At 50.7% G+C, this 19,037-nt stretch carries 10 protein-coding genes and 14 pseudogenes; 12 read left to right on the top strand and 12 right to left on the bottom strand.

Annotated elements, in window-relative coordinates:
* Window positions 1-117: 117 nt before the first annotated feature.
* The 3 genes and pseudogenes from AACL06_RS04960 to AACL06_RS04950 form a co-directional block, all read left to right on the top strand.
* Window positions 118-1,114 (top strand): annotated as a pseudogene (locus AACL06_RS04960) (tyrosine-type recombinase/integrase); the annotation flags it as partial.
* A 215-nt stretch (window positions 1,115-1,329) separates the two neighbouring features.
* A pseudogene (locus tag AACL06_RS04955) lies at window positions 1,330-1,925 on the top strand (Fic/DOC family protein).
* Window positions 1,926-1,991: 66 nt separating this feature from the next.
* On the top strand, window positions 1,992-2,726 hold the full coding sequence (locus AACL06_RS04950) for a 1-acylglycerol-3-phosphate O-acyltransferase (RefSeq protein WP_339038162.1): 735 nt from the start codon (window positions 1,992-1,994) through the stop codon (window positions 2,724-2,726).
* A gap of 123 nt (window positions 2,727-2,849) precedes the next feature.
* On the opposite strand, the pseudogene rnd reads toward AACL06_RS04950, so the two are convergent.
* The 5 genes and pseudogenes from rnd to AACL06_RS04925 form a co-directional block, all read right to left on the bottom strand.
* Window positions 2,850-3,960, bottom strand: a pseudogene (gene rnd / locus AACL06_RS04945) (ribonuclease D).
* Between the two features lie 339 nt (window positions 3,961-4,299).
* Complete coding sequence (locus tag AACL06_RS04940) at window positions 4,300-4,437, bottom strand: hypothetical protein (protein WP_339038160.1); 138 nt, start codon at window positions 4,435-4,437, stop codon at window positions 4,300-4,302.
* A gap of 199 nt (window positions 4,438-4,636) precedes the next feature.
* Window positions 4,637-4,951, bottom strand: a pseudogene (locus tag AACL06_RS04935) (Slp family lipoprotein); the annotation flags it as partial.
* Between the two features lie 88 nt (window positions 4,952-5,039).
* Window positions 5,040-5,741 carry a tRNA (adenosine(37)-N6)-threonylcarbamoyltransferase complex dimerization subunit type 1 TsaB gene (gene tsaB / locus AACL06_RS04930; RefSeq protein WP_339038158.1) on the bottom strand — a complete coding sequence of 234 codons (702 nt, stop codon included), beginning with the start codon at window positions 5,739-5,741 and terminating at the stop codon, window positions 5,040-5,042.
* Between the two features lie 96 nt (window positions 5,742-5,837).
* Window positions 5,838-7,545: pseudogene (locus tag AACL06_RS04925) on the bottom strand (ATP-dependent DNA helicase).
* A gap of 133 nt (window positions 7,546-7,678) precedes the next feature.
* On the opposite strand from AACL06_RS04925, the gene AACL06_RS04920 reads away from it, so the two are divergent.
* The gene (locus AACL06_RS04920; protein ID WP_339038156.1) at window positions 7,679-8,023 is read left to right on the top strand and encodes a Rid family hydrolase; all 345 of its coding nucleotides are present in this window, start codon (window positions 7,679-7,681) and stop codon (window positions 8,021-8,023) included.
* A gap of 62 nt (window positions 8,024-8,085) precedes the next feature.
* Here the strand turns inward: AACL06_RS04920 and zwf are convergent, their stop codons facing one another.
* Window positions 8,086-9,561, bottom strand: coding sequence for a glucose-6-phosphate dehydrogenase (zwf, locus tag AACL06_RS04915; RefSeq protein ID WP_339038154.1), 1,476 nt, complete (start codon window positions 9,559-9,561; stop codon window positions 8,086-8,088).
* Window positions 9,562-10,090: 529 nt separating this feature from the next.
* On the opposite strand from zwf, the pseudogene AACL06_RS04910 reads away from it, so the two are divergent.
* From AACL06_RS04910 to dsbB, 4 genes and pseudogenes are all read left to right on the top strand, one after another.
* Window positions 10,091-10,319, top strand: a pseudogene (locus AACL06_RS04910) (transcriptional regulator HexR); the annotation flags it as partial.
* A gap of 190 nt (window positions 10,320-10,509) precedes the next feature.
* Window positions 10,510-11,433, top strand: a pseudogene (locus AACL06_RS04905) (IS5 family transposase).
* Between the two features lie 48 nt (window positions 11,434-11,481).
* Window positions 11,482-12,574 (top strand): annotated as a pseudogene (locus AACL06_RS04900) (SLC13 family permease); the annotation flags it as partial.
* A gap of 113 nt (window positions 12,575-12,687) precedes the next feature.
* Window positions 12,688-13,218 carry a disulfide bond formation protein DsbB gene (dsbB, locus tag AACL06_RS04895; protein ID WP_339038152.1) on the top strand — a complete coding sequence of 177 codons (531 nt, stop codon included), beginning with the start codon at window positions 12,688-12,690 and terminating at the stop codon, window positions 13,216-13,218.
* Window positions 13,219-13,413: 195 nt separating this feature from the next.
* Here dsbB and AACL06_RS04890 read toward each other — a convergent pair whose 3' ends face one another.
* The 5 genes and pseudogenes from AACL06_RS04890 to minC all read right to left on the bottom strand — a co-directional run bounded on the left by AACL06_RS04890 (window position 13,414) and on the right by minC (window position 16,255).
* Window positions 13,414-13,860, bottom strand: a complete 447-nt coding sequence (locus AACL06_RS04890) for a YcgN family cysteine cluster protein (protein ID WP_339038151.1) — start codon at window positions 13,858-13,860, stop codon at window positions 13,414-13,416.
* 316 nt (window positions 13,861-14,176) lie between these two features.
* Window positions 14,177-14,284, bottom strand: a pseudogene (locus AACL06_RS04885) (IS5/IS1182 family transposase); the annotation flags it as partial.
* A gap of 179 nt (window positions 14,285-14,463) precedes the next feature.
* Entirely contained in the window at window positions 14,464-14,733 is a 270-nt protein-coding gene (gene minE / locus AACL06_RS04880) for a cell division topological specificity factor MinE (protein WP_339038149.1), read from the bottom strand.
* A gap of 3 nt (window positions 14,734-14,736) precedes the next feature.
* On the bottom strand, window positions 14,737-15,549 hold the full coding sequence (minD, locus tag AACL06_RS04875) for a septum site-determining protein MinD (protein ID WP_339038147.1): 813 nt from the start codon (window positions 15,547-15,549) through the stop codon (window positions 14,737-14,739).
* Window positions 15,550-15,574: 25 nt separating this feature from the next.
* Entirely contained in the window at window positions 15,575-16,255 is a 681-nt protein-coding gene (gene minC / locus AACL06_RS04870; RefSeq protein ID WP_339038145.1) for a septum site-determining protein MinC, read from the bottom strand.
* A gap of 134 nt (window positions 16,256-16,389) precedes the next feature.
* Here minC and AACL06_RS04865 point away from each other — a divergent pair.
* From AACL06_RS04865 to AACL06_RS04850, 4 pseudogenes are all read left to right on the top strand, one after another.
* Window positions 16,390-16,476 (top strand): annotated as a pseudogene (locus AACL06_RS04865) (YcgL domain-containing protein); the annotation flags it as partial.
* Window positions 16,477-16,554: 78 nt separating this feature from the next.
* Window positions 16,555-17,478, top strand: a pseudogene (locus tag AACL06_RS04860) (IS5 family transposase).
* A 58-nt stretch (window positions 17,479-17,536) separates the two neighbouring features.
* A pseudogene (locus AACL06_RS04855) lies at window positions 17,537-18,247 on the top strand (N-acetylmuramic acid 6-phosphate etherase); the annotation flags it as partial.
* Window positions 18,248-18,290: 43 nt separating this feature from the next.
* Window positions 18,291-18,482, top strand: a pseudogene (locus AACL06_RS04850) (PTS transporter subunit EIIC); the annotation flags it as partial.
* A gap of 68 nt (window positions 18,483-18,550) precedes the next feature.
* Here AACL06_RS04850 and AACL06_RS04845 read toward each other — a convergent pair.
* A pseudogene (locus tag AACL06_RS04845) lies at window positions 18,551-18,817 on the bottom strand (DUF2157 domain-containing protein); the annotation flags it as partial.
* Window positions 18,818-19,037 lie beyond the last annotated feature (220 nt).

Below are 19,037 nucleotides of genomic sequence, written 5' to 3'. Positions count from 1 at the left end.
TGACGTCTCATGTAATCTCGCTACAGCGCAGCTAAAAATGAGTACAATCAGTTTCCATATTCATTTTAGGTGAGTACAATAGCGGTATAAGAAATAGACAAGGACTCGCTATGCTCACTGATACGCAATGCCAAGCAGAAAGAAAAACTCTATCGGCTCAATGACTTCAACGGTTTCTACCTCGAAGTGAAACCTACTGGCAAAAAGGCATGGCGCTATCGGTTTAAACTCAATGGTAAATCCAGCATGTTTGTGTTGGGCGAGTATCCCACAGTAAAACTCGCCGAAGCGCGAGAGAAATGCGAGCAAGCGTGTACGCAAGTCGCGGATGGAGTTAGCCCGACATAGGTTCGTCAGTTAGATAAGATCCGCAAGGTCAACGAGGCATCCAACACCTTTTAACTGATCGCCAAAGAGTGGCTGCAGATGAAAGAATGGGCAGAAATCACCAAAACCCGCCGTCTAGATATGCTTGAGCGTGTGGTTTTCCCCGTAATCGGTAAGCTCCCTATCAGAGAGATCACCCCACACCACATTCTTAAAATTCTTCAGGAAACTGCTAAACGAGGAGCACCGACAGTTGCCGCTGAAGCCCGCCGCACTGTTTTATCAGTTTTCGAGTTGGCAGTAGCGACACTTAGAGCTGATATCGATCCTGTCTGGCCTGTCCGTAAGGCTCTTCTAGCAAACAAGACACATTACAAACAGGCATTAAATCCTCAGCAAATCGGGAAGTTATTAAGCTGTTTTGACAATAGTCGTGGCTCATACCAGGTTAACTATTGCATGTGGCTAATGTGGTGGACGCTTGCACCCCCCCTCTGAAGTTACCGAAGCAGAATGGGCAGAATTCGATCTTAATAACGTACTTTGGACTATTCCGGAAACGCGAATGAAAGCCCGTAGAGAACACGTTATTCCCCTCCCCTCTCAAGCCATCAAAATGCTCCGAACGTTAAAGGGATTAACCGGACATCGACAACACCTCTTTCCTGGACGGGATAATCCACTCGAACCAATGACATCGCATTCATTACAGCCACTACTTAAGAGTCTTGGTTGGAGTGGAACTTATAGCCCACATGCAACCATAACCATAGGTATTACGCGTTTAGTAGGCAACACTGATAGCAGTGTTCATGTTTCTTAAACGATGATGCATTGGTGTGTACTCATTGATAAATAACAGTTATTTCAATAAAAATTTAAAAAACCACAATTTAAACTACACTTATTTAACTAACTGATTTTACGAGTATTGTTTGCCATACTCGCCTCGCGTTATAATATCTCTGTTTTTCCATACCTCTATTAACACAGTGCATATCCATGAGCCGATACCATGTATCCAGTAGTGAAGGCCAGTATGAGAAAGACTCTGACGAACAAGTTTTGGCTAATAAACTGGGGATCGCTGCTTCTGATGAGATGTATTAGGCTGAACTTGTCCTGCTAGAACAACTCTACCAGGCTGTTTTTGAAGAACAGTTCCTGGAAGGACAACTCAGTGTAGCCTTATTAAAAGGCTGGCATCGCCGCTAGCTAGGTAACATCTACGAATGGGCTGGGCAAGAAAGAATGGTAAACATCAGCAAGGGCGGTTTTATGTTTGCCCCTTCAGCACAATTACCAAAACTGCTGAACGAATTCGACACAAAGTATCTTGCTCATTACACGCCATGTAGCGGCATGGACGCGCCATAACCCATGTAGAGCTAATACTCATCCATCCATTCAGAGAGGGAAACGGGCGCTTATCGCGACTATTAGCCGACGTGATGGCCGTTCAGGGAGGATACAAACCGCTGGATTATCAAAGCTGGGAGCAAAATAAAACCCAGTATATATCGGCTATCCATGCAGGCGTATCAATGGACTACGAGCCGATGAGACACTGGGTCAGAGAAGCATTAGGAAGGGATTAAACAGCAAGACGTAAAAAATCTACGTAGCGAATCAGGCTGCGTTAGCAATGTGCCAATGAGGTTTTTATGTTGTTGATTTTACGTGTTTTTATTGCCGTTGTTTATTGTGTTTTGGTGTGCATTTTCGGCACTGTGTGCTGCTTGTTCAGCCCACGCAACCCCCGCCATGTGGCGACCTTTGGCCATCTGTTTGGCCGTATGTCAATCTTGTTCGGCCTTAAAGTAGAAATCCGCGTACCGGCTGGGGTAGCCAACAATGGCAACTGCATTTACATCGCTAATCATCAGAATAACTACGATATGGTGACAGCAGCCAATATTGTGCAACCACGCACTGTTACCGTTGGAAAAAAAAGTCTGCTGTGGGTTCCTTTTTTCGGCCCACTGTATTGGCTGAGCGGTAATCTGCTGATTGATCGTGGTAATCGTACCAAGGCACACAGCACCATCGCCCTGGTGGTAGAACAGTGTAAAAAGAGAGATATCTCGATCTGGATGTTCCCAGAAGGTACCCGCAGCCGTGGTCGTGGGCTGATGCCGTTTAAAAACGGCGCTTTTCATGCGGCCATCACTGCCAGCGTACCGATCATACCCATTTGCGTTTCAAGCACCAACGGTAAAATTAATCTTAATCGCTGGAATAACGGCCAGGCGATTGTAGAAATGATGGCACCGATCGACACCAGCACCTACGGTAAGGAAAACGTGCGTGAGTTGGCGGCCTATTGCCATGCCTTGATGGCAGCGAAAATCGCCCAGTTGGACACAGAGGTTGCCCAGTACCACGCGGCCAGGAAATAATATTTTCCCTCGGCTTCATAGAATGAACTTCTACACCCTAAATAGTTAGAGTTGCAAATAAGTGTCAGCGCAGCCAGCACACCACTCAACAGAATTGAGATGTACTACCAATTTTACCAACAATTAATAATTATTTAGAATTTTTTGTAGCTGTGCCGCTAATAGATCAACCGCGCCAGTTGCTGATTAATTCTGGCAGGGGTTGGCTGTCTTTCAATTTCCAATGCCAGTTCAGCAGTTGGTTAACCTGGTAGCCTGAGGCCAGTAATTCACTGCTTAACCCGCTTTGCTCACTGACGCGATCACTATCCCCGCTTTAATCTCCTTGAAAGCTTTCTTGTAGCCTGGCTGGTCGATCAGATTCAACAACGGTGCCGTCAAGGCGGATGTGTCCAGCGCTGCCGCCTGCGACACTAGCACTATCAGGGTTTTGCCGTGATAACCGATCTCCGGCCCACTTAGGCCCAGCGAGTCTAGTTCCCCTAGCGATGTTTACATATAACGCGCCACCTGCCAAAGGTACCTTCACGCACCATAAAATTTACCGCCAGATCGCGCTCACCCGCCTGCTGCAAACGCCATGCTGCCAGCTTTTGTAAACATGCCAATTGACGCGGGCTGAGATTCCAGGCATTGCTGATTTCGCGGTAGGCCACAATTCCGGTGATAACATCTCGCTACGACGCTGGCACAGCAACAGGGTCTCGTTGTTGGCGGCGCTGGCCCAACAGGCCTCCTCGGTCTCCTGCACCAATTGTTTCGCCATCGGCAGAAGATAGAACACGTCTACCGCCGCATAGACGCACTGTTTTTCCGTCAATGGACACGCCAGCCAGTCGGTGCGCACTTCGCTCTTATCCAGCTCGACCTGCATATATTCCGCCACCAGCGTTGCAAATCCACATGATAGCGTTCGGCCAGCAAAAGCCGCCAGGATCTGGGTGTCGATCATTGGGGTAGGCAGAGTTTTAAGGGCGTTGATAAACACCTCCAAGTCTTCACTGCCTGCGTGGAGAAACTTGACTACCTGGGTATCGGCCAGCAATGCGATAAATGGCTGCCATTACTTTATCGGCCGCGGATCGATCAGGGAAAAGCTGCTCGCCATCGTAGAGTTGGATTAAACCTAGTTGTGGGCAGTACGTTTTCTGACAAACTCGGTGTCCAGCGCAATCTGCGATTGCGTGCGCGCCTGCTCGCAGACCTGCTGCAATGCGGTATCGGTAGTAATCAACTTATAATTCTAAACATCATTCTCTTGTAGGATCCCAACGCAACAACACTAGGCGAACCGTGGATTTTTGTGGACCAAATCAGCTGCGCGTCACCTAGGGTGAGCATAGTTTGCACCTGTCCTTTGGGTCGCGCCCTCCACAGTCAAATACCGGGCACAACCAAACGCTCACCAGCGTTATGCGATAGTAAGGTATAAAGGACAGGAGACTTTTCCCCCAAACTGTTGAGCACGCCCGATGCACCACAAAAAATCGTTTCGAGCGCGGTATTAAACGCCGTAACTCTAATGCCTGACCAGGGTAACGCCCAGCATGCAGATAATCAACTGATTACCTTTTTAACCTCTCCCACGCGGTGATGCCATGTCGGTCATCACCAATATCACCCGTAAAATCAGCCCGCAGAGTAATGCAGTTGCACGCAGATCCTTCTTGTCATGGGCAACCACAAATTGATTGCTTTTTATACCCGTCATACTAGCTTTCTTGGCCCCACCAGTCACTGGCGGGTGCCAGCGCTTTGGAATTAATGGATCTCACCCCTAAGGTTCAGTCTGAGGCCCAGTGCAAGCGCTGCTCAAACCGGTTCCTGACCGATTTGTCTCTGCGTTACTGCCTTCCTACAACTCGAATTATTTAGGGTATATACCGGCTTTTAAAATCAGCCGGTTAATGGAACCCTTGTACCGTGGCCAACAAACGGCCGCTTGATGGTTCACCTAAAATAGGACGCGCCGACGAGTCGGGCGGCACACTGGCAATTTCCAACACTGTCTTCCCTTGCTGATTGGTGATGTTCATTACCTTGCTGCCAAAGCGTGCCTATGCTCCAGGAAACAGATTCGGCGCATACTGCACCGAGGACAACTGAATGACAGGTGTAGCCGTTTAACCTTTGATGGCATCCGGCACCGTGACGCAACCATCCAATACCAGTGCACCACAGGCGATTGTCAGCAACACCAAACTTTTTGTATTACGGGTTAACATTGTCACAATCTCCTCGAAATAACAGTAACCTTGACCATTGAGTTAGGCACGATTACCTCTTCAAGTCCCACAGCACAATACGCTTAGACTATGGGCGACCAGGCCGTTTCTTCCAGGTAGCTTCATTACGCAAGTAGGTTGGTTCGGCGTTTTCCACTGCCACCTCCAGACCCTGTTGCCAAGCCAGTAACGCTAGCGGCAGCATGTCTTCTGCCTGGGGCAACAGAATTTGTCCATCACGTACGCTCAACGCAGACCCGCTGACCAAATCCGGATATGTTTGCCAACCAGTGCCAACACAAGCCCAGTCGCCATGCAGTCCGTGAGCGCGCTCCAATGCCTCAGCGGGGGAAAGCACCCCCTCTCCTTCGCTTTCATGCCAACGGCCATCCTGCTGACGCTCGAATTGCCCCCAGTAGACTTCCCCCATCCGGGCGTCGATCGCCGCTAGTACACGCTCAGCACGGCTGACCCGCCAAGCCCCCTGTGCCATGGTTTGCAAGGTGGAAATACCCAGCATCGGCAGAACGGCACCCAGCGCCAGCCCCTGAGCGATACCAATGCCGATACGTACACCGGTAAAACTGCCTGGGCCGCGGCCAAAAGCCAATACATCAAGCTGGCTAAGTACCAGGCCGCCATCCTCCAGTACCTGCTGCACCATAGGTAAAATACGTTGCGTATGCTCACGTGGGCGTAACTCAAACAAGGCCAGGATTTCACCTTGATTCCAGATGGCGACGGAACAGGCTTCCGTCGATGTATCGATCGCTAAAATTCGCGTTTTCATACTAACCTCTGGCGAGAATAAAGCAGGGTTTTCATACAGATCGCACATTATAACACAGCTACCTTTCATCTTTCATGTTACTAACGGCGGAGTGTCCTATAGGAATGCGATCTCCTGGGCGATATCACGGGTTCGTGGCGTCTGTGGCAGGCTGTTGAGGAACACTTCGCCGTAAGGACACATCACTAGCCGATGATCGCAGATCACCAACACACCGCGATCATCGGTGTCACGGATCAGCCGCCCGACACCCTGCTTCAACGTGATGACTGCATCCGGTAATTACACATCATTTAAAAGGTCGCTACCTCGCAGGCGGCAATCTTCAATCGGTGCTTTTAATAGCGGATCATCCGGCGAGGTGAACGGCAACTTATCGATGATCACACAGGATAATGCGTCACCTCGCACATCTACCCCCTCCCAGAAGATCCTGGTTGCCACCAGTAGTGCGTTGCCGACCTCAATAAACTGTGTCAGCAGTTGGCCTTTATTGGTTTCACCCTGCAACAACACAGGCAGCAATAGGGTGGCGCGAAATTCTTCAGCCAACTCGCGCATAATCTGGTGCGAGGTGCATAGTAAGAAATAGCGGCCATTATTGGCCTCGATCAGGGGCCGCAGCATGCAGGTCTTCGGCTGATTCAGGCCCAACCGTTCAGCAAAATAGGCCAACTGCTCGTTGACCGATAACGTAGCGGACGTAAAAATCTAACTACCCGGCTGCTCGTCCAGCAGTTCGCGGAAGCGATCGGCCACCGTCAACGGCGTCAGCGCTAGCACAAAATGGCGTGAATTGCATTCATATCAGTAGCTATAGCCGGGTTCAGTGACCTGCTGCAACTGTTTGAGGCGCGCACGGTATAGCGTGGCGCGCTCAAAAGCGGCGTCCAGCAATGCAGAACGCCCCAACGATAGCTTGGACACGTCATAACACAGTTCGAGCGCATCATAGAGCAACAGCAGCGCACGCTGAACGTTCGGCTGGCCGAGCACATCACGCAGATTGCCGCGAAATCCCGGCTCCCCCAACATTATCCGGAAATTCTGAGTACTTTGGCTTAAGCGGTCGGCGCTTTTTTGCAATTGTGCAGCATCACGAACTTCTGTGCGGTAGGCAATGATGATGTCTTTTGCCAGATCCAGCAACTGGCGGCTGGTGAGCTTTTTGCCAAAATACTGGCTGGCGATGTCAGGGAGTTGGTGTGCTTCATCGAAAATTATCAAATCAGCCGCAGGGATTAATTCGGCAAATCCGCATTCCTTCACCACCATGTCTGCCAGAAACAGGTGATGATTCACCACCACCACCACATAGGAATCCATGGTTCGCCGCCGTGCTTTAACCACGAAACAGTCCTGATACAGCGGGCAATCAACGCCGAGGCAATTGTCATTAGTACTGGTCACCAGCGGCCAGACAACGCTATCCTCCGCTACACAGCTACACAGCTACAGCGGCTGATATCGCCGTCTTTGGTTTCTGAAGACCACTTGCGCAAGTACAACAGATCGATCAGGGCCTGTCCGGCTAACTCCCCACTAGCCATTGACTGCTGCTCCAATTACCTTTGTATTTCAGTTCCTTGGCAATGGTGGGAAGATCACACACATAGAGTTGATCCTGTAAGGCTTTCGATCCGGTGGAAATAATCACTTTACGATCGGCGCGCAGCGCAGGTGCCAAGTAGGCAAAGGTTTTGCCGGTGCCAGTTCCCGCCTCCACCACCAGTTCTTGCTTGAAGTTGATCGCTTTGGTAACCGCCTGCGCCAGAGCGCCATCTGTTGCAAAATCGTCTGTCACACTATTTCTCTGTCGGTGTCATTCAACGTTGATTAAGCCAAGCCCTGCCACGCCGCTACCATCGACTTTATCACTACCTATTTCCACCGCTGGCTGTCGTACTCTCAGCGGAAATAGGCATGGAGATAACCCAATGAACATCGAACGAATTGATCCCGATACTCTCTGGTCCGAAGCCGTAGTACACCATGATACCCCCTACTACACCAGCGTACCGGAAAATCTGGATGAAGACGCTACTGCGCAAACCGCTAGCACGCTGACCACCATAGACCTACTGTTGGCACCGGTCGGTTCGGACAAGATCCGCATTCTGGACACCACCATTTTCCTGGCCGATGCTGCCGATTTTGCCGCCATTAACGCCGCCTGGGATGCCTGGGTGGTCGCTGGCAATGCGCCGGTGCGCTGCACCGTGCAGGCACAATTGATGAACCCGAAGTACAAGGTTGAAATCAAGATTATCGCGGCACTGTAAAGCGGTGAAAACACCGCATGCACAACAGCGGCAGGATAGTGCCACGCCCCAAAAGCCGTGTGTTATTGGAACTCGTTCCAGGAACGGCCATCGCGGGTAATCATCGCCACCGAGGCTATGGGACCCCAAGTGCCAGCCTGATATGGCTTAGGTGCCTCGTTGTCCTCCTTCCAGGCATTCATGATAGAGTCAACCCACTTCCAAGCTTCTTCCACTTCGTCACGGCGTACAAACAGCGCTTGAATGCCACGCATGCTTTCTAGCAGCAAGCGCTCATAGGCATCCGCTACGTGTTCCTGATTGAATGTCTCAGAGAAGCTCAAATCCAACTTGCTGGTTTGCAGACGGTGCTTATGATCCAGCCCAGGTAATTTATTCAGCACCTGGATCTCAATGCCTTCATCCGGTTGAAGGCGAATGGTTAACTTGTTCTGCGGCAGTTGCTGATAAGAATCGCTGAACAAGTTGAGCGGTGGGTTTTTGAAGTACACCACCACTTCTGAACATTTGGTCGGCAGGCGTTTACCGGTACGTAGGTAGAACGGCACCCCAGCCCACCGCCAGTTATCGATATCCACGCGGATTGAGACGAAGGTTTCAGTGTGGCTGTTTTTGTTCGCCCCCTCCTCTTCCAGATAGCCCGGTACCTTTTTGCCATGAACGAAGCCAGCGGTGTACTGCCCGCGCACAGTGGTTTCATGCACATTGGTCTGATCAATAGGGCGCAGCGAACGCAGTACCTTCACCTTCTCATCGCGGATGCGGTCAGCCGACAAATCTACCGGAGGCGACATAGCGATCATGGTCAAGATTTGCAGCAAGTGGTTCTGGATCATGTCGCGCATCTGGCCAGCCTGGTCAAAGTAGCCCCATCGCCCTTTAATACCCACTTCTTCCGCCACGGTGATTTGCACGGAATTGATAGTGCGGTTGTCCCAGTTAGAAGCGAACAACGAGTTGGCAAACCGCAACGCCAGCAGGTTCAATACTGTTTCTTTGCCAAGATAGTGGTCGATACGATAGACCTGTGATTCATTGAAGTACTCCGCAACTTGATCGTTGATCACGCGACAGGACGCCAGGTCGGTGCCCAGCGGCTTTTCCATCACCACACGCGCCGACTCCTGATTCAGTTTGGTTTTACCTAGCCCTTGGCAAATCGCACCGAAAGTACTTGGCGGCATAGCAAAATAGTTGATGGTGGTACGATGCTTTTGATCCAGCATGTGACCTAGCTTGGTAAAATTCTTACTGTCGTTCACATCAAGGTTGCAGAAGTCCAAGCGTGCGCTCAGCGCGGCCCAGATTTTATCATCCAGTTTTTCCTGCATAAAGGTGTCAAGGGCTTCTTTCACCACCTCAGTGTAGGCTTTTCTATCCCAATCGGCACGGCCAACGCCGATAATCCGTGTATCCGGGTGGATGTACCCGGCTTTCTCCAACTGGTATAGGGAAGGCAGCAGCTTACGACGTGCCAAATCGCCTTTCGCGCCAAAAGTAACCAAGTCACAGGCTTGGGATGTAGAAGTTACCGCCATGTTGCTCTCCTTGTTGCAGGATATTTGTAATTTTCTTACATTACTATACTGTGTCCGGCCATTGACCATGGCAGCGTGGCAGATCCAAAAGCCGGTAATCAAGGCGGAGGAGGCGGAACCTATGTTCAGGATCGACAACGTTGAGTACCGGCTTTGGGGACGCGTCCCGTAAGGCTGGGACATTTGAACATTCCCCTACTTATTTGGCCACCTAGCAAAGCTCACGCGTAGCCTTGATGCGCGTTCAAATGACCGCCAGAAGAGCTTACCTGCCATTACCGGACACAGCATAATGTACTCTCTTTAACTACGACCAGTAAACTTGGATTAAGAAGCCTTAAGCTTCTCGTGTTAGCGTTCGCCACGGCAGGCGGAATGCCGCCGAAGGCGCAGAAAATGGTGACTTTCTGTCTTTTTCTCCAACAATCCCCTGATGAAAGCCAGACAACACTCATATTATGACCTATGACCGGTATATATAAATATGCTGGAAAGTATCCATCACCATCTAGCGCTACTGAGCCAATCTGCCATTTCCGCGCGTGATTCCCCTTTGTCTTATGCGTCTACCCCAGCTTTACTACTTGATTTGCCGGAGGAGACCGACATTGACTCTGCCTATAGTGTCACGCATCGCGCAATTAACGCTCATTGACGTATTGGCTACTGATTTTACCCTGCGCAGAGGGGCTAAATTCAGAGATAACTTGCAACGGTTCAAGGAAGCGGAAACGCTCCAAGAATCACCTTTTGATTAAGGCAAGGGTTCGCTTGGAAAATGGAACCCAGCTATACTGATCCTGCTGGAAACCGCCAAACTCAATGGTCACGACCTGTAGATCTGGTTGCGCGATGTGTTGACCCGCTTACCGGCGTTGTTGAATAAATAGAACATTTGGCCGGCACGAGGATCAGATCACTCTCCTTCTGTCAACATAGCGACATTCCGTGGCCCAGCAAAAGTTCAACATCACCAACTGGAAGGCTTACAAAAACGCCCTGATCACTCGGGATTCACTCACTTGCTGGGGGGATGAAACGGCACTTCACGCCTGGTACTGCGAGGCAAAACCTTCTCTGCGTGGTCGCCCACCACATTATTCCGATATGGCAATTACCAGCGTATTGATGCTGAAATGGATTTTCGGCCTGACACTTCACGCCCTCCAGGGCTTCGTCGACTCCATTGTCACACTGATCAAAGTGCCGTTGAACTGCCTGGACGACACCTGCATCAGTAAGCGGGCAAAGTCCGGCCATGTCCCGTTTAAAACCCCAACGCCGGGTGAAATTGCGCACCTCGTTATCGACTCTAGCGGGCTCAACGTGTTGGGTGAAGGCGAGTGGAAGGTAAAAAAACACGGTCAGGAAAAACGGCGGATCTGGCGAAAACTGCATTTGGCCGTAGATACAGAAACACATGAGGTCATCTGTGCTGACCTTTCTTTGAGCAATGTCACCGATACCGAAGCCTTCCCAGGTCTCATCCGTCAGAGGTACCGTAAAATCAAAGTCGCCTCGGCGGATCGGGCTTAGGATACGCGAGTGTGTGATGATGAGTTAAGGGGCAAGAAGCTCAAGGTGTTAATACCGCCCAGCAGCGGAGCCCGTTATTGGTCGGCAGACTATGCAGAGCGAAATCAAGCAGTGGCGAACCAGCGCCTTACCCGAGACAACACACGGTGGAAAAGTATCACAGGCTACCACCGACGTTCGATAGCGGCAACAGCGAGGTACAGAGTAAAACAGCTATTTGGTGGTCACCTGTCGCTGCGAGATTATGATGGGCAAGTTGCAGAGGCGCTGGCCATGATCTGTTCACTAAACAAGATGACGCTAGCCGGTATGCCAGACAGTGTACGCCTTGCCTGAAAGCTGCCCATTCACGGGACTCTTAATCTGATTTATTCAACAAAGCCGATCAGCGTTGCCACTGGCTTTTATTCTATCTATCACAACGTGACGTCCAACCAGGCAGACAGCGATAGTAATATCGGCGATGTCAACAGCTTTAGCTCTAACGAACGTAAACAGAAGCTGGAACAATTCCTGGCCTTTTTGCGCCGCCTGTTGATGCATGCGGGTGTCTGCACTGCACTAGGCGGCGTGATGACTATGGTCGGCGAACCACAAAACCTGATCATCGCCAAAAGTGCCGGTTGGGGATTTATCGATTTCTTCCTGCGTATGGCACCGGTAACGCTGCCTGTGCTGGCGTGCGGTCTACTGGTATGCCTGTTGGTCAAGCGTTTCAACCTCTTTAGTTACGGTACCCCTTTGCCCGAACCGCTGCGCGAGGTTCTAAAAGCGTTCGATCGAAATGCCAGCGCTGGCCGCAGCAAGCAAGAGCAGCTCAAACTGGTGCTCCAGGCGCTGATCGGCGTTTGGCTAGTGTTGGCATTGGCGTTTCACCTAGCTGAGGTGGGCTTGATTGGTCTGTTGGTGATCATTCTAACCACCTCGCTGTCCTGAGTGACCGATGAACACGCTATCGGCAAAGCCTTCTAAGAAGCTTTGCCTTTCACCGCCCTACTGACTGTATTCTTCACTGTGGTAGCGGTGATTATTGACCAGCATCTGTTAAACCCGGTGATCCAATATGTCTTACAGGCTTTCCCAGCCTCTCAGTTGTCGCTGTTTTATCTGTTTAACGGCCTGCTATCGTCACAACGTTTTTGTTGGCACTGTCTAAATCAATGAAGCGCGTGCTGCCTTTGAGAGCTGTGCCTTGCAACTGGAGCAGTTCGAAATGTTGGCAGTCGCCATCAATACCGGCACTAACCTGCCTTCAGTCGCAGCGCCGAATGGCCAAGCAGCTTTTCTGTTTCTGCTGACTTCAGCGTTGGCACCGTTGGTGCATTTATCTTATGGCCATATGGTGTGGATGGCTTTGCCCTATACTGTCGTATTCACTCTAGCTGGCCTACTGTGCGTACAGTTTACCTTGGCGCCAATGACTGACCTACTAGCAAAATGGCATTGGTTGGCCCAGCCGCTGATCGATCAGCATTAACACTCCTTCCCGTGAATATTTTGCGCTGGTGCAGCGCTAAGTGACTGTCAGAAAGGAGTTAAATTGGTTTACACTGCATCCTTTGGTGCTTACTGTGTGGAACAATAAATATTATGTTGCAATTCTTTAAACACTGCTCACAAGGCCGTGTGGCTTGGCTGCTGATGGCTATCGCCGCACTGCTGCTGGAATTAGCCGTGCTCTATTTCCAGCACGTTATGCTGCTGCAACCCTGTGTGATGTGCATCTACGAGCGTTGCGCGCTATTTGGTATTCTTGGCGCAGCGCTAGTCGGCGCTTTCGCCCCGAAATCGCCACTGCGCTATTTGGCGATCCTGCTGTGGATCTACAGCGCTTGGCAAGGGGTACAGATGGCGTGGAAGCACACCATGATCCAACTGCATCCGTCACCGTCGAGTACCTGTGATTTCTTCGTTACCTTTCCATCCTGGTTGCTATTGGATAAATTGCTGCCAGCGGTGTTCTACGCTTCCGGCGACTGTGCCGCTCACCAGTGGTCATTCCTGACATTGACGATGCCACAATGGCTTGTCTGTATCTTCGCCGTTTGTCTGGTGGTTGCGGTGATGATGCTGCTTGCGCAGTTTGTTCGCACATGCCGCCGCGATCTGTTTGGCCGTTAAAATCCCCCCGATGGACAGCATGAAATACCGCCCCTCTCTCCACTGTGCTGGCCCCACCAGCTTCACGTTTAAATTATCTATATCTGTCATACTTCAGCATTAGCTTTCCTCTCTCACCCAGTTACTTACTGACATAGGCTTCTGGAGATCGATTATGTCGCCGCCTTGCTGCAACTCGAATTATTTAGGGTATATTCACCTTGCCCAGCCTTGCTTATTCAAAATATGATCTTGCCAATCAACCACCTCGCTCTCGGGTACTGCAATATAGCGTACCGTAATGCGCTCGCCGTGCATTGCCGCCTTAGAGCCACTGATGAGCGGGTGCCACGGGAATAGCGGTTTACCTTCGCCGATCAGGCGGTAAGCGCAGGTTGACGGCAACCAGTCAAAGGTGGTGAGATTTTCACGCGTCAGTTTGATACAATCTTCTTCCGACTCGAAGCGGTGCGCGTAGTTACTGCACTGGCAGGATTTGATATTGAGCTGATTGCAAGCCACGTTGGTGAAATAAATCTCGTCGGTATCTTCGTCAAGCAGCTTATTCAGGCAGCATTGCCCACAGCCATCGCATAGCGATTCCCACTGTTGTTCTGACATTTCCTCCAAGGTTTTCTGTTGCCAAAAAGGGAGTAGTGACATGTTTATGGGCTTTGTTGAATAAATCGAATTTGGAATAAAATAGTCCCCTAAATGGGCACCTTTAAGGCAACGCCTTGAAGAAACAAAAACCGTTGGATTAAGTATATTTTCTGAAGAGAACCTTATCAGGAAATAAATTCCGTGAGTGGATGGGTGTACCGCACCACGAAGGATCTTTTATCCACTTGAGTCGTCCCTCATACACGATGTCAATAAGATGACTCAGGGATTTCAATGAAAAAACACCCGCTGCTTTAGTTATGTCGATAATATAAGAACCTGTCATTTAAGGTATAAATGGCTTTGCCTCGCAGTACCAGGCGTGGAGTGCCGTTTTATCCACCCAGAAAGTGAGTGAACCCCGAGTGGTAAGGGCGTTGTTGTAAGCCTTCCAGTTGGTGATGTTGAACTTTTGCTTGGCCACGGAACGTCGCTATTTTGACAGAAGGAGATTGATCTGATCCTCGTGCCTGCCAAAAGTTTGATTTATTCAACAACGCCTGTATAAATGGATGGAAAACCGCTAAATGCTCACATTCTTGACTTATCTGCACTCTGTAAAACCCCCCCCTAAACACTATAGAGTGGGCTTATGAATCGTCCTCATTTACCTGTGTCTTCCGGCTCCGGCAATGTTACGTTGAGTTCAAGCACCGAAATATCATGGTCTTTCTGCTCAAACTGCACATGCAGCATTTCAGGATCGATCTGAATATATTTGTAAATCACTGCCAGAATATCGCGCTTCAAATCAGGCAGGTATGGAGGTTCGCTGTCTCCGCGACGGCGCTCTGCGACGATAATCTGTAGCCGCTCCTTAGCAATATTGGCCGTCTGTTTTTTGCGGGATAGAAAGAAGTCTAATAAGGCCATGGTTTATCCCCCAAAAAGGCGTTTAAGGAAACCCTTTTTCTCTTCTTCAATGAAGCGGTACGGACGGTCTTCTCCTAACAAGCGTCTAACGGTGTCGTCATAGGCTTTACCAGCATCTGATTCGGCATCCAGGATAACCGGTTCGCCTTGGTTAGACGCGCGCAGCACGGACTGGTCTTCGGGGATTACGCCCAGCAGTGGAATACACAAGATCTCCAGCACGTCTTCCATGCTCAGCATGTCGCCACTGCTAACGCGCCCAGGGTTGTAGCGGGTGAGCAACAGGTGTTCCTTGATCGGCGATTCGCCTTTTTCAGCGCGACGGGATTTGGAAGACAGAATGCCCAGGATACGATCAGAATCGCGGACGGAGGACACTTCCGGGTTGGTGGTAATGATCGCTTCATCAGCGAAATAAAGCGCCATCAGTGCGCCAGTTTCTATGCCAGCTGGCGAATCACAGACCACAAAGTCAAAATCCATTTTACCTAAATCGTTGAGGATTTTTTCAACGCCTTCACGGGTCAGTGCGTCTTTGTCGCGTGTTTGTGACGCCGGTAGGATATAAAGATTTTCAGTGCGTTTATCCTTGATTAACGCTTGGTTCAGCGTGGCATCACCTTGAATGACGTTAACGAAATCATACACTACCCGACGTTCGCAACCCATGATCAGGTCAAGGTTACGCAAGCCGATATCAAAATCGATCACCACGGTTTTCTTGCCTTTCTGGGCGAGGCCGGTAGCAATGGCCGCGCTTGAGGTGGTCTTACCAACCCCTCCCTTACCCGATGTAACAACAATAATGCGTGCCATGAAATGGATTCCTTGTCAAAAGGGCTTATTTTAGACGTTGTATGGTTAAAGCGTTATCGAACAGGCTAAACTGTACTGCCTGCCCAAGGTAATCTAACGGGATCTGGTCGCTCAACCAGTACTGCCCTGCGATAGAGACTAGCTCAGCCCCCAGGTGCATGCAAAAAATCTGGCACTGGGTATCGCCAGATGCACCAGCCAGAGCACGACCACGCATCATGCCGTAGATGTGAATATTGCCATCGGCAATCAGCTCAGCACCAGCGCTGACGCTGCTGGCAACGATCAGATCGCTATTTCGGGCATAAATCTGTTGGCCGGAGCGTACCGGCGTATCGATGATACGTGCCTTGGTGGGGGGATTTTCCTCCACTGTGTCTCGCGCGTCCATCTTCTGGCTTTTGCCTTCGTTAAGTATTGGCAGCCCGGCCTGCATTATCGCCTGCTTTTGTCGCTCAACTCGGCAACCGCTGACGCCAACCACGCGCAAACCTGCTGCCTCGACAGCCTGCTGAAGTTCTGTCCAGTTCGCATCGCTATCCAGCGTTGCAACGTTAATAACAACAGGTGCGTTATTCAAAAAGCTGGGCGCTTGCTCCACTTTTTCCAGTAACGCTTGATGTATTACCTCGGGTTCTGAAGTGTACAAACGAACAACCGATAGGGTAAAACTGCTGCCTTTTAGCTCAATTGGCGATTGTGACATTTATCTTGACTCAGTCTAAGCAACGTTAAAACCCCAGAATACCACTTGGGGTGCGATATGCCGATGTATTAAACATGTTATAGTCAGAGTTATGCCCAGGCAAGACGATGTCTTAATTAAATAGAGTTAATAAAATTCTTTGCGTGATCTATAGCAGTACGAAACGCGATAAAACGTATCTTTATGATGCCGAGAAAAAAGACGATTTCTATCGTGTACCGCGGCGTTGTTGAATAAATCGAACATTTGGCCGGGACGAGGATCAGATCACTCTCCTTATGTCAAAATAGCGACATTCCGTGGCCCAGCAAAAGTTCAATATCACCAACTGTAAGGCTTACAACAACGCCCTTATCACTCGGGGTTCACTCACTTTCTCGGTGTATGAAACGGCACTTTACGCCTGGTACTGCGAGGCAAAACCTTCTCTGCGTGGTCGCCCACCACATTATTCCAATATGGCAATCACCAGCGTATTGATGCTGAAACGGATTTTCGGCCTGACACTTCGCGCCCTCCAGGGCTTCGTCGACTCCATTGTCACACTGATCAAAGTGCCGTTGAACTGCACGGACGACACCTGCATCAGTAAGCGGGCAAAGTCCGGCCATGTCCCGTTTAAAACCGCAACGCCGGGTGAAATTGCGTACCTCGTTATCGACTCTAGCGGGCTCAACGTGTTGGGTGAAGGCTAGTGGATGGCAAAAAAACACGGTCAGGAAAAACGGTGGATCTGGCGAAAACTGCATTTGGCCGTAGATACAGAAACACATGAGGTCATCTGTGCTGACCTTTCTTTGAGCAATGTCACCGATACCGAAGCCTTCCCAGGTCTCATCCGTCAGAGGTACCGTAAAATCAAAGTCGCCTCGGCGGATCGGGCTTAGGATACGCGAGTGTGTGATGATGAGTTAAGGGGCAAGAAGCTCAAGGTGTTAATACCGCCCAGCAGCGGAGCCCGTTATTGGTCGGCAGACTATGCAGAGCGAAATTAAGCGGTGGCGAACCAGCGCCTTACCGGAGACAACACACGGTGAAAAAGTATCACAGGCTACCACCGACGTTCGATAGCGGCAACAGCGAGGTACAGAGTAAAACAGCTATTTGGTGGTCACCTGTCGCTGCGAGATTATGATGGGCAAGTTGCAGAGGCGCTGGCCATGATCTGTGCATTAAACAAGATGCCGCTCGCCGGTATGCCAGAAAGTGTACGCCTTGCCTGAAAGCTACCCATTCAGGGGACTCTTTTATTTTTATTCCAAATCCGATTTATTCAACAACGCCGTTGTGGCGCTGAAGGCGGGTGTGCGTTTGATCTATCTTAGGGCTGGCACCAGCGGGCTTCTTGAGGTGCTGGAGGTGCTGGATACGTCCGAATGTCCGCCGACCTTCGGCGTGACGTAAGGCAGGATGGTGGGTCTGATTGCCGGTGGCTACGGCGCACTGCTGAAAGCGGTGGAGGGTGCGGAGGATGATGTTTCCTTAGCGTATCGGATCTACAGGCACTGAACCTGACTGCCTCCGACATGGTGCTTGGACTGGCGGCATCTGATCAGTGCACTACGTTATGCGCGTCAGTTAGGCTGCCCGACGGCGGCGATCTCCTGCAACCACGATTCGCCGCTCGCCCATGAAGCGCATGTGGCGATTTCCCCGGTGGTCGGCCCGGAAGCCCTGACTTGATCGACGCGTCTTAAGTCTGGCAGCGCGCAGAAGCTGGTGCTGAACATGCTATCGACTGGCGCGATGGTTAAGCTCTGCAAGGTTTATCAGAACCTGATGGTGGATGTTAAGGCTACCAACGTCAAACTGGTGGATCGCGCTGGCCGCATAGTGGTAGAAGCCACCGGCGCACAGCCTAGCCAGGCGGAAGCCGCGCTGGCTCAGACCGATTTTGAGGTCAAACCGGCTATCCTGATGATCCTGGCAGGCCTCAGCGCCATGCGGTTGCAACCGCACAGCGGCTATTTGCGCGCAGCGTTAACCTGTTAAATCAGGAGATGGAAAAGACAACGACACTGGCAACACAGATTTTGGCGCGGTGGGCGGCGCATTGATCAGCTATTAGAAAGTAGCGACGGTGATCACTTTCGGTATATCAGGTTTACCTTTAACGTTAACTATCGTCTCAGGGAAGGTGATGCTGTATCTGGAGGGGATGGTGATTACGGTTATCGTCGGCTTCATTTTCACCGGGATAATGGGATTCAACGATCCTGAGAAGTAGCGTCTGAGCGACAAGCAGAGACAGGGGGCCGTAGCTTAAAGGGCGGACTATCGGACCTTTCATTGTGGCTAACCGTCTTCGGTCACATCCTGCACTCCGCGTCCTAACTGCCAGATCTTCTTGGCATAATGCCCAAACGCCCACAGGCTCAGGCCGAGCAGCACGAAGAAAATCGCCTTAGGCGTGCTGTCCCAGAAGAATTCGAACAGCCGGGTATAGAGATTGATGCCGAGGAAGGTCAGGCCGAACCAGCGCAACATAGCGTCGTCGCGTTTCAGCCTCAGCCAGATAGCCGCTGTGGCAACCAGGCCGAATAACAGGCTCCAGTGGAACAACGTACTTTCACCCAGCCGTCCAGTATATTACGCACGATGGCGGTGTTCTTTCTTACTGAGTTTCATGTTTTCTTTCCCTGCACAACAGTGATATTCGGCCCGTCATGGACGAGTGGCTAAGACAAAGAGGTTTAGGCTGCGTCCAGCAATTGTCCGTGAGCGCTGCTGGCGGTCATTTGAACGCGCAGCAAGGCCTGGGCTGTAAGGTTGGACGGTCCAA

Origin of the sequence: Serratia symbiotica (Periphyllus acericola) (assembly GCF_964019515.1) — a bacterium.
Lineage (GTDB): Bacteria > Pseudomonadota > Gammaproteobacteria > Enterobacterales > Enterobacteriaceae > Serratia > Serratia symbiotica_D.
Note: the sequence above shows the minus strand (reverse complement) of the source record. Positions and strands in the feature narration are given on the sequence as shown.

Bases quoted from the DNA above. Each gene is read 5' to 3' on its own strand.
- AACL06_RS04950 (WP_339038162.1), top strand. From the start codon at position 1,992: ATGTTGTTGATTTTACGTGTTTTTATTGCCGTTGTTTATTGTGTTTTG.
- AACL06_RS04940 (WP_339038160.1), bottom strand. From the start codon at position 4,437: ATGACGGGTATAAAAAGCAATCAATTTGTGGTTGCCCATGACAAGAAG.
- tsaB (WP_339038158.1), bottom strand. From the start codon at position 5,741: ATGAAAACGCGAATTTTAGCGATCGATACATCGACGGAAGCCTGTTCC.
- AACL06_RS04920 (WP_339038156.1), top strand. From the start codon at position 7,679: ATGAACATCGAACGAATTGATCCCGATACTCTCTGGTCCGAAGCCGTA.
- zwf (WP_339038154.1), bottom strand. From the start codon at position 9,561: ATGGCGGTAACTTCTACATCCCAAGCCTGTGACTTGGTTACTTTTGGC.
- dsbB (WP_339038152.1), top strand. From the start codon at position 12,688: ATGTTGCAATTCTTTAAACACTGCTCACAAGGCCGTGTGGCTTGGCTG.
- AACL06_RS04890 (WP_339038151.1), bottom strand. From the start codon at position 13,860: ATGTCACTACTCCCTTTTTGGCAACAGAAAACCTTGGAGGAAATGTCA.
- minE (WP_339038149.1), bottom strand. From the start codon at position 14,733: ATGGCCTTATTAGACTTCTTTCTATCCCGCAAAAAACAGACGGCCAAT.
- minD (WP_339038147.1), bottom strand. From the start codon at position 15,549: ATGGCACGCATTATTGTTGTTACATCGGGTAAGGGAGGGGTTGGTAAG.
- minC (WP_339038145.1), bottom strand. From the start codon at position 16,255: ATGTCACAATCGCCAATTGAGCTAAAAGGCAGCAGTTTTACCCTATCG.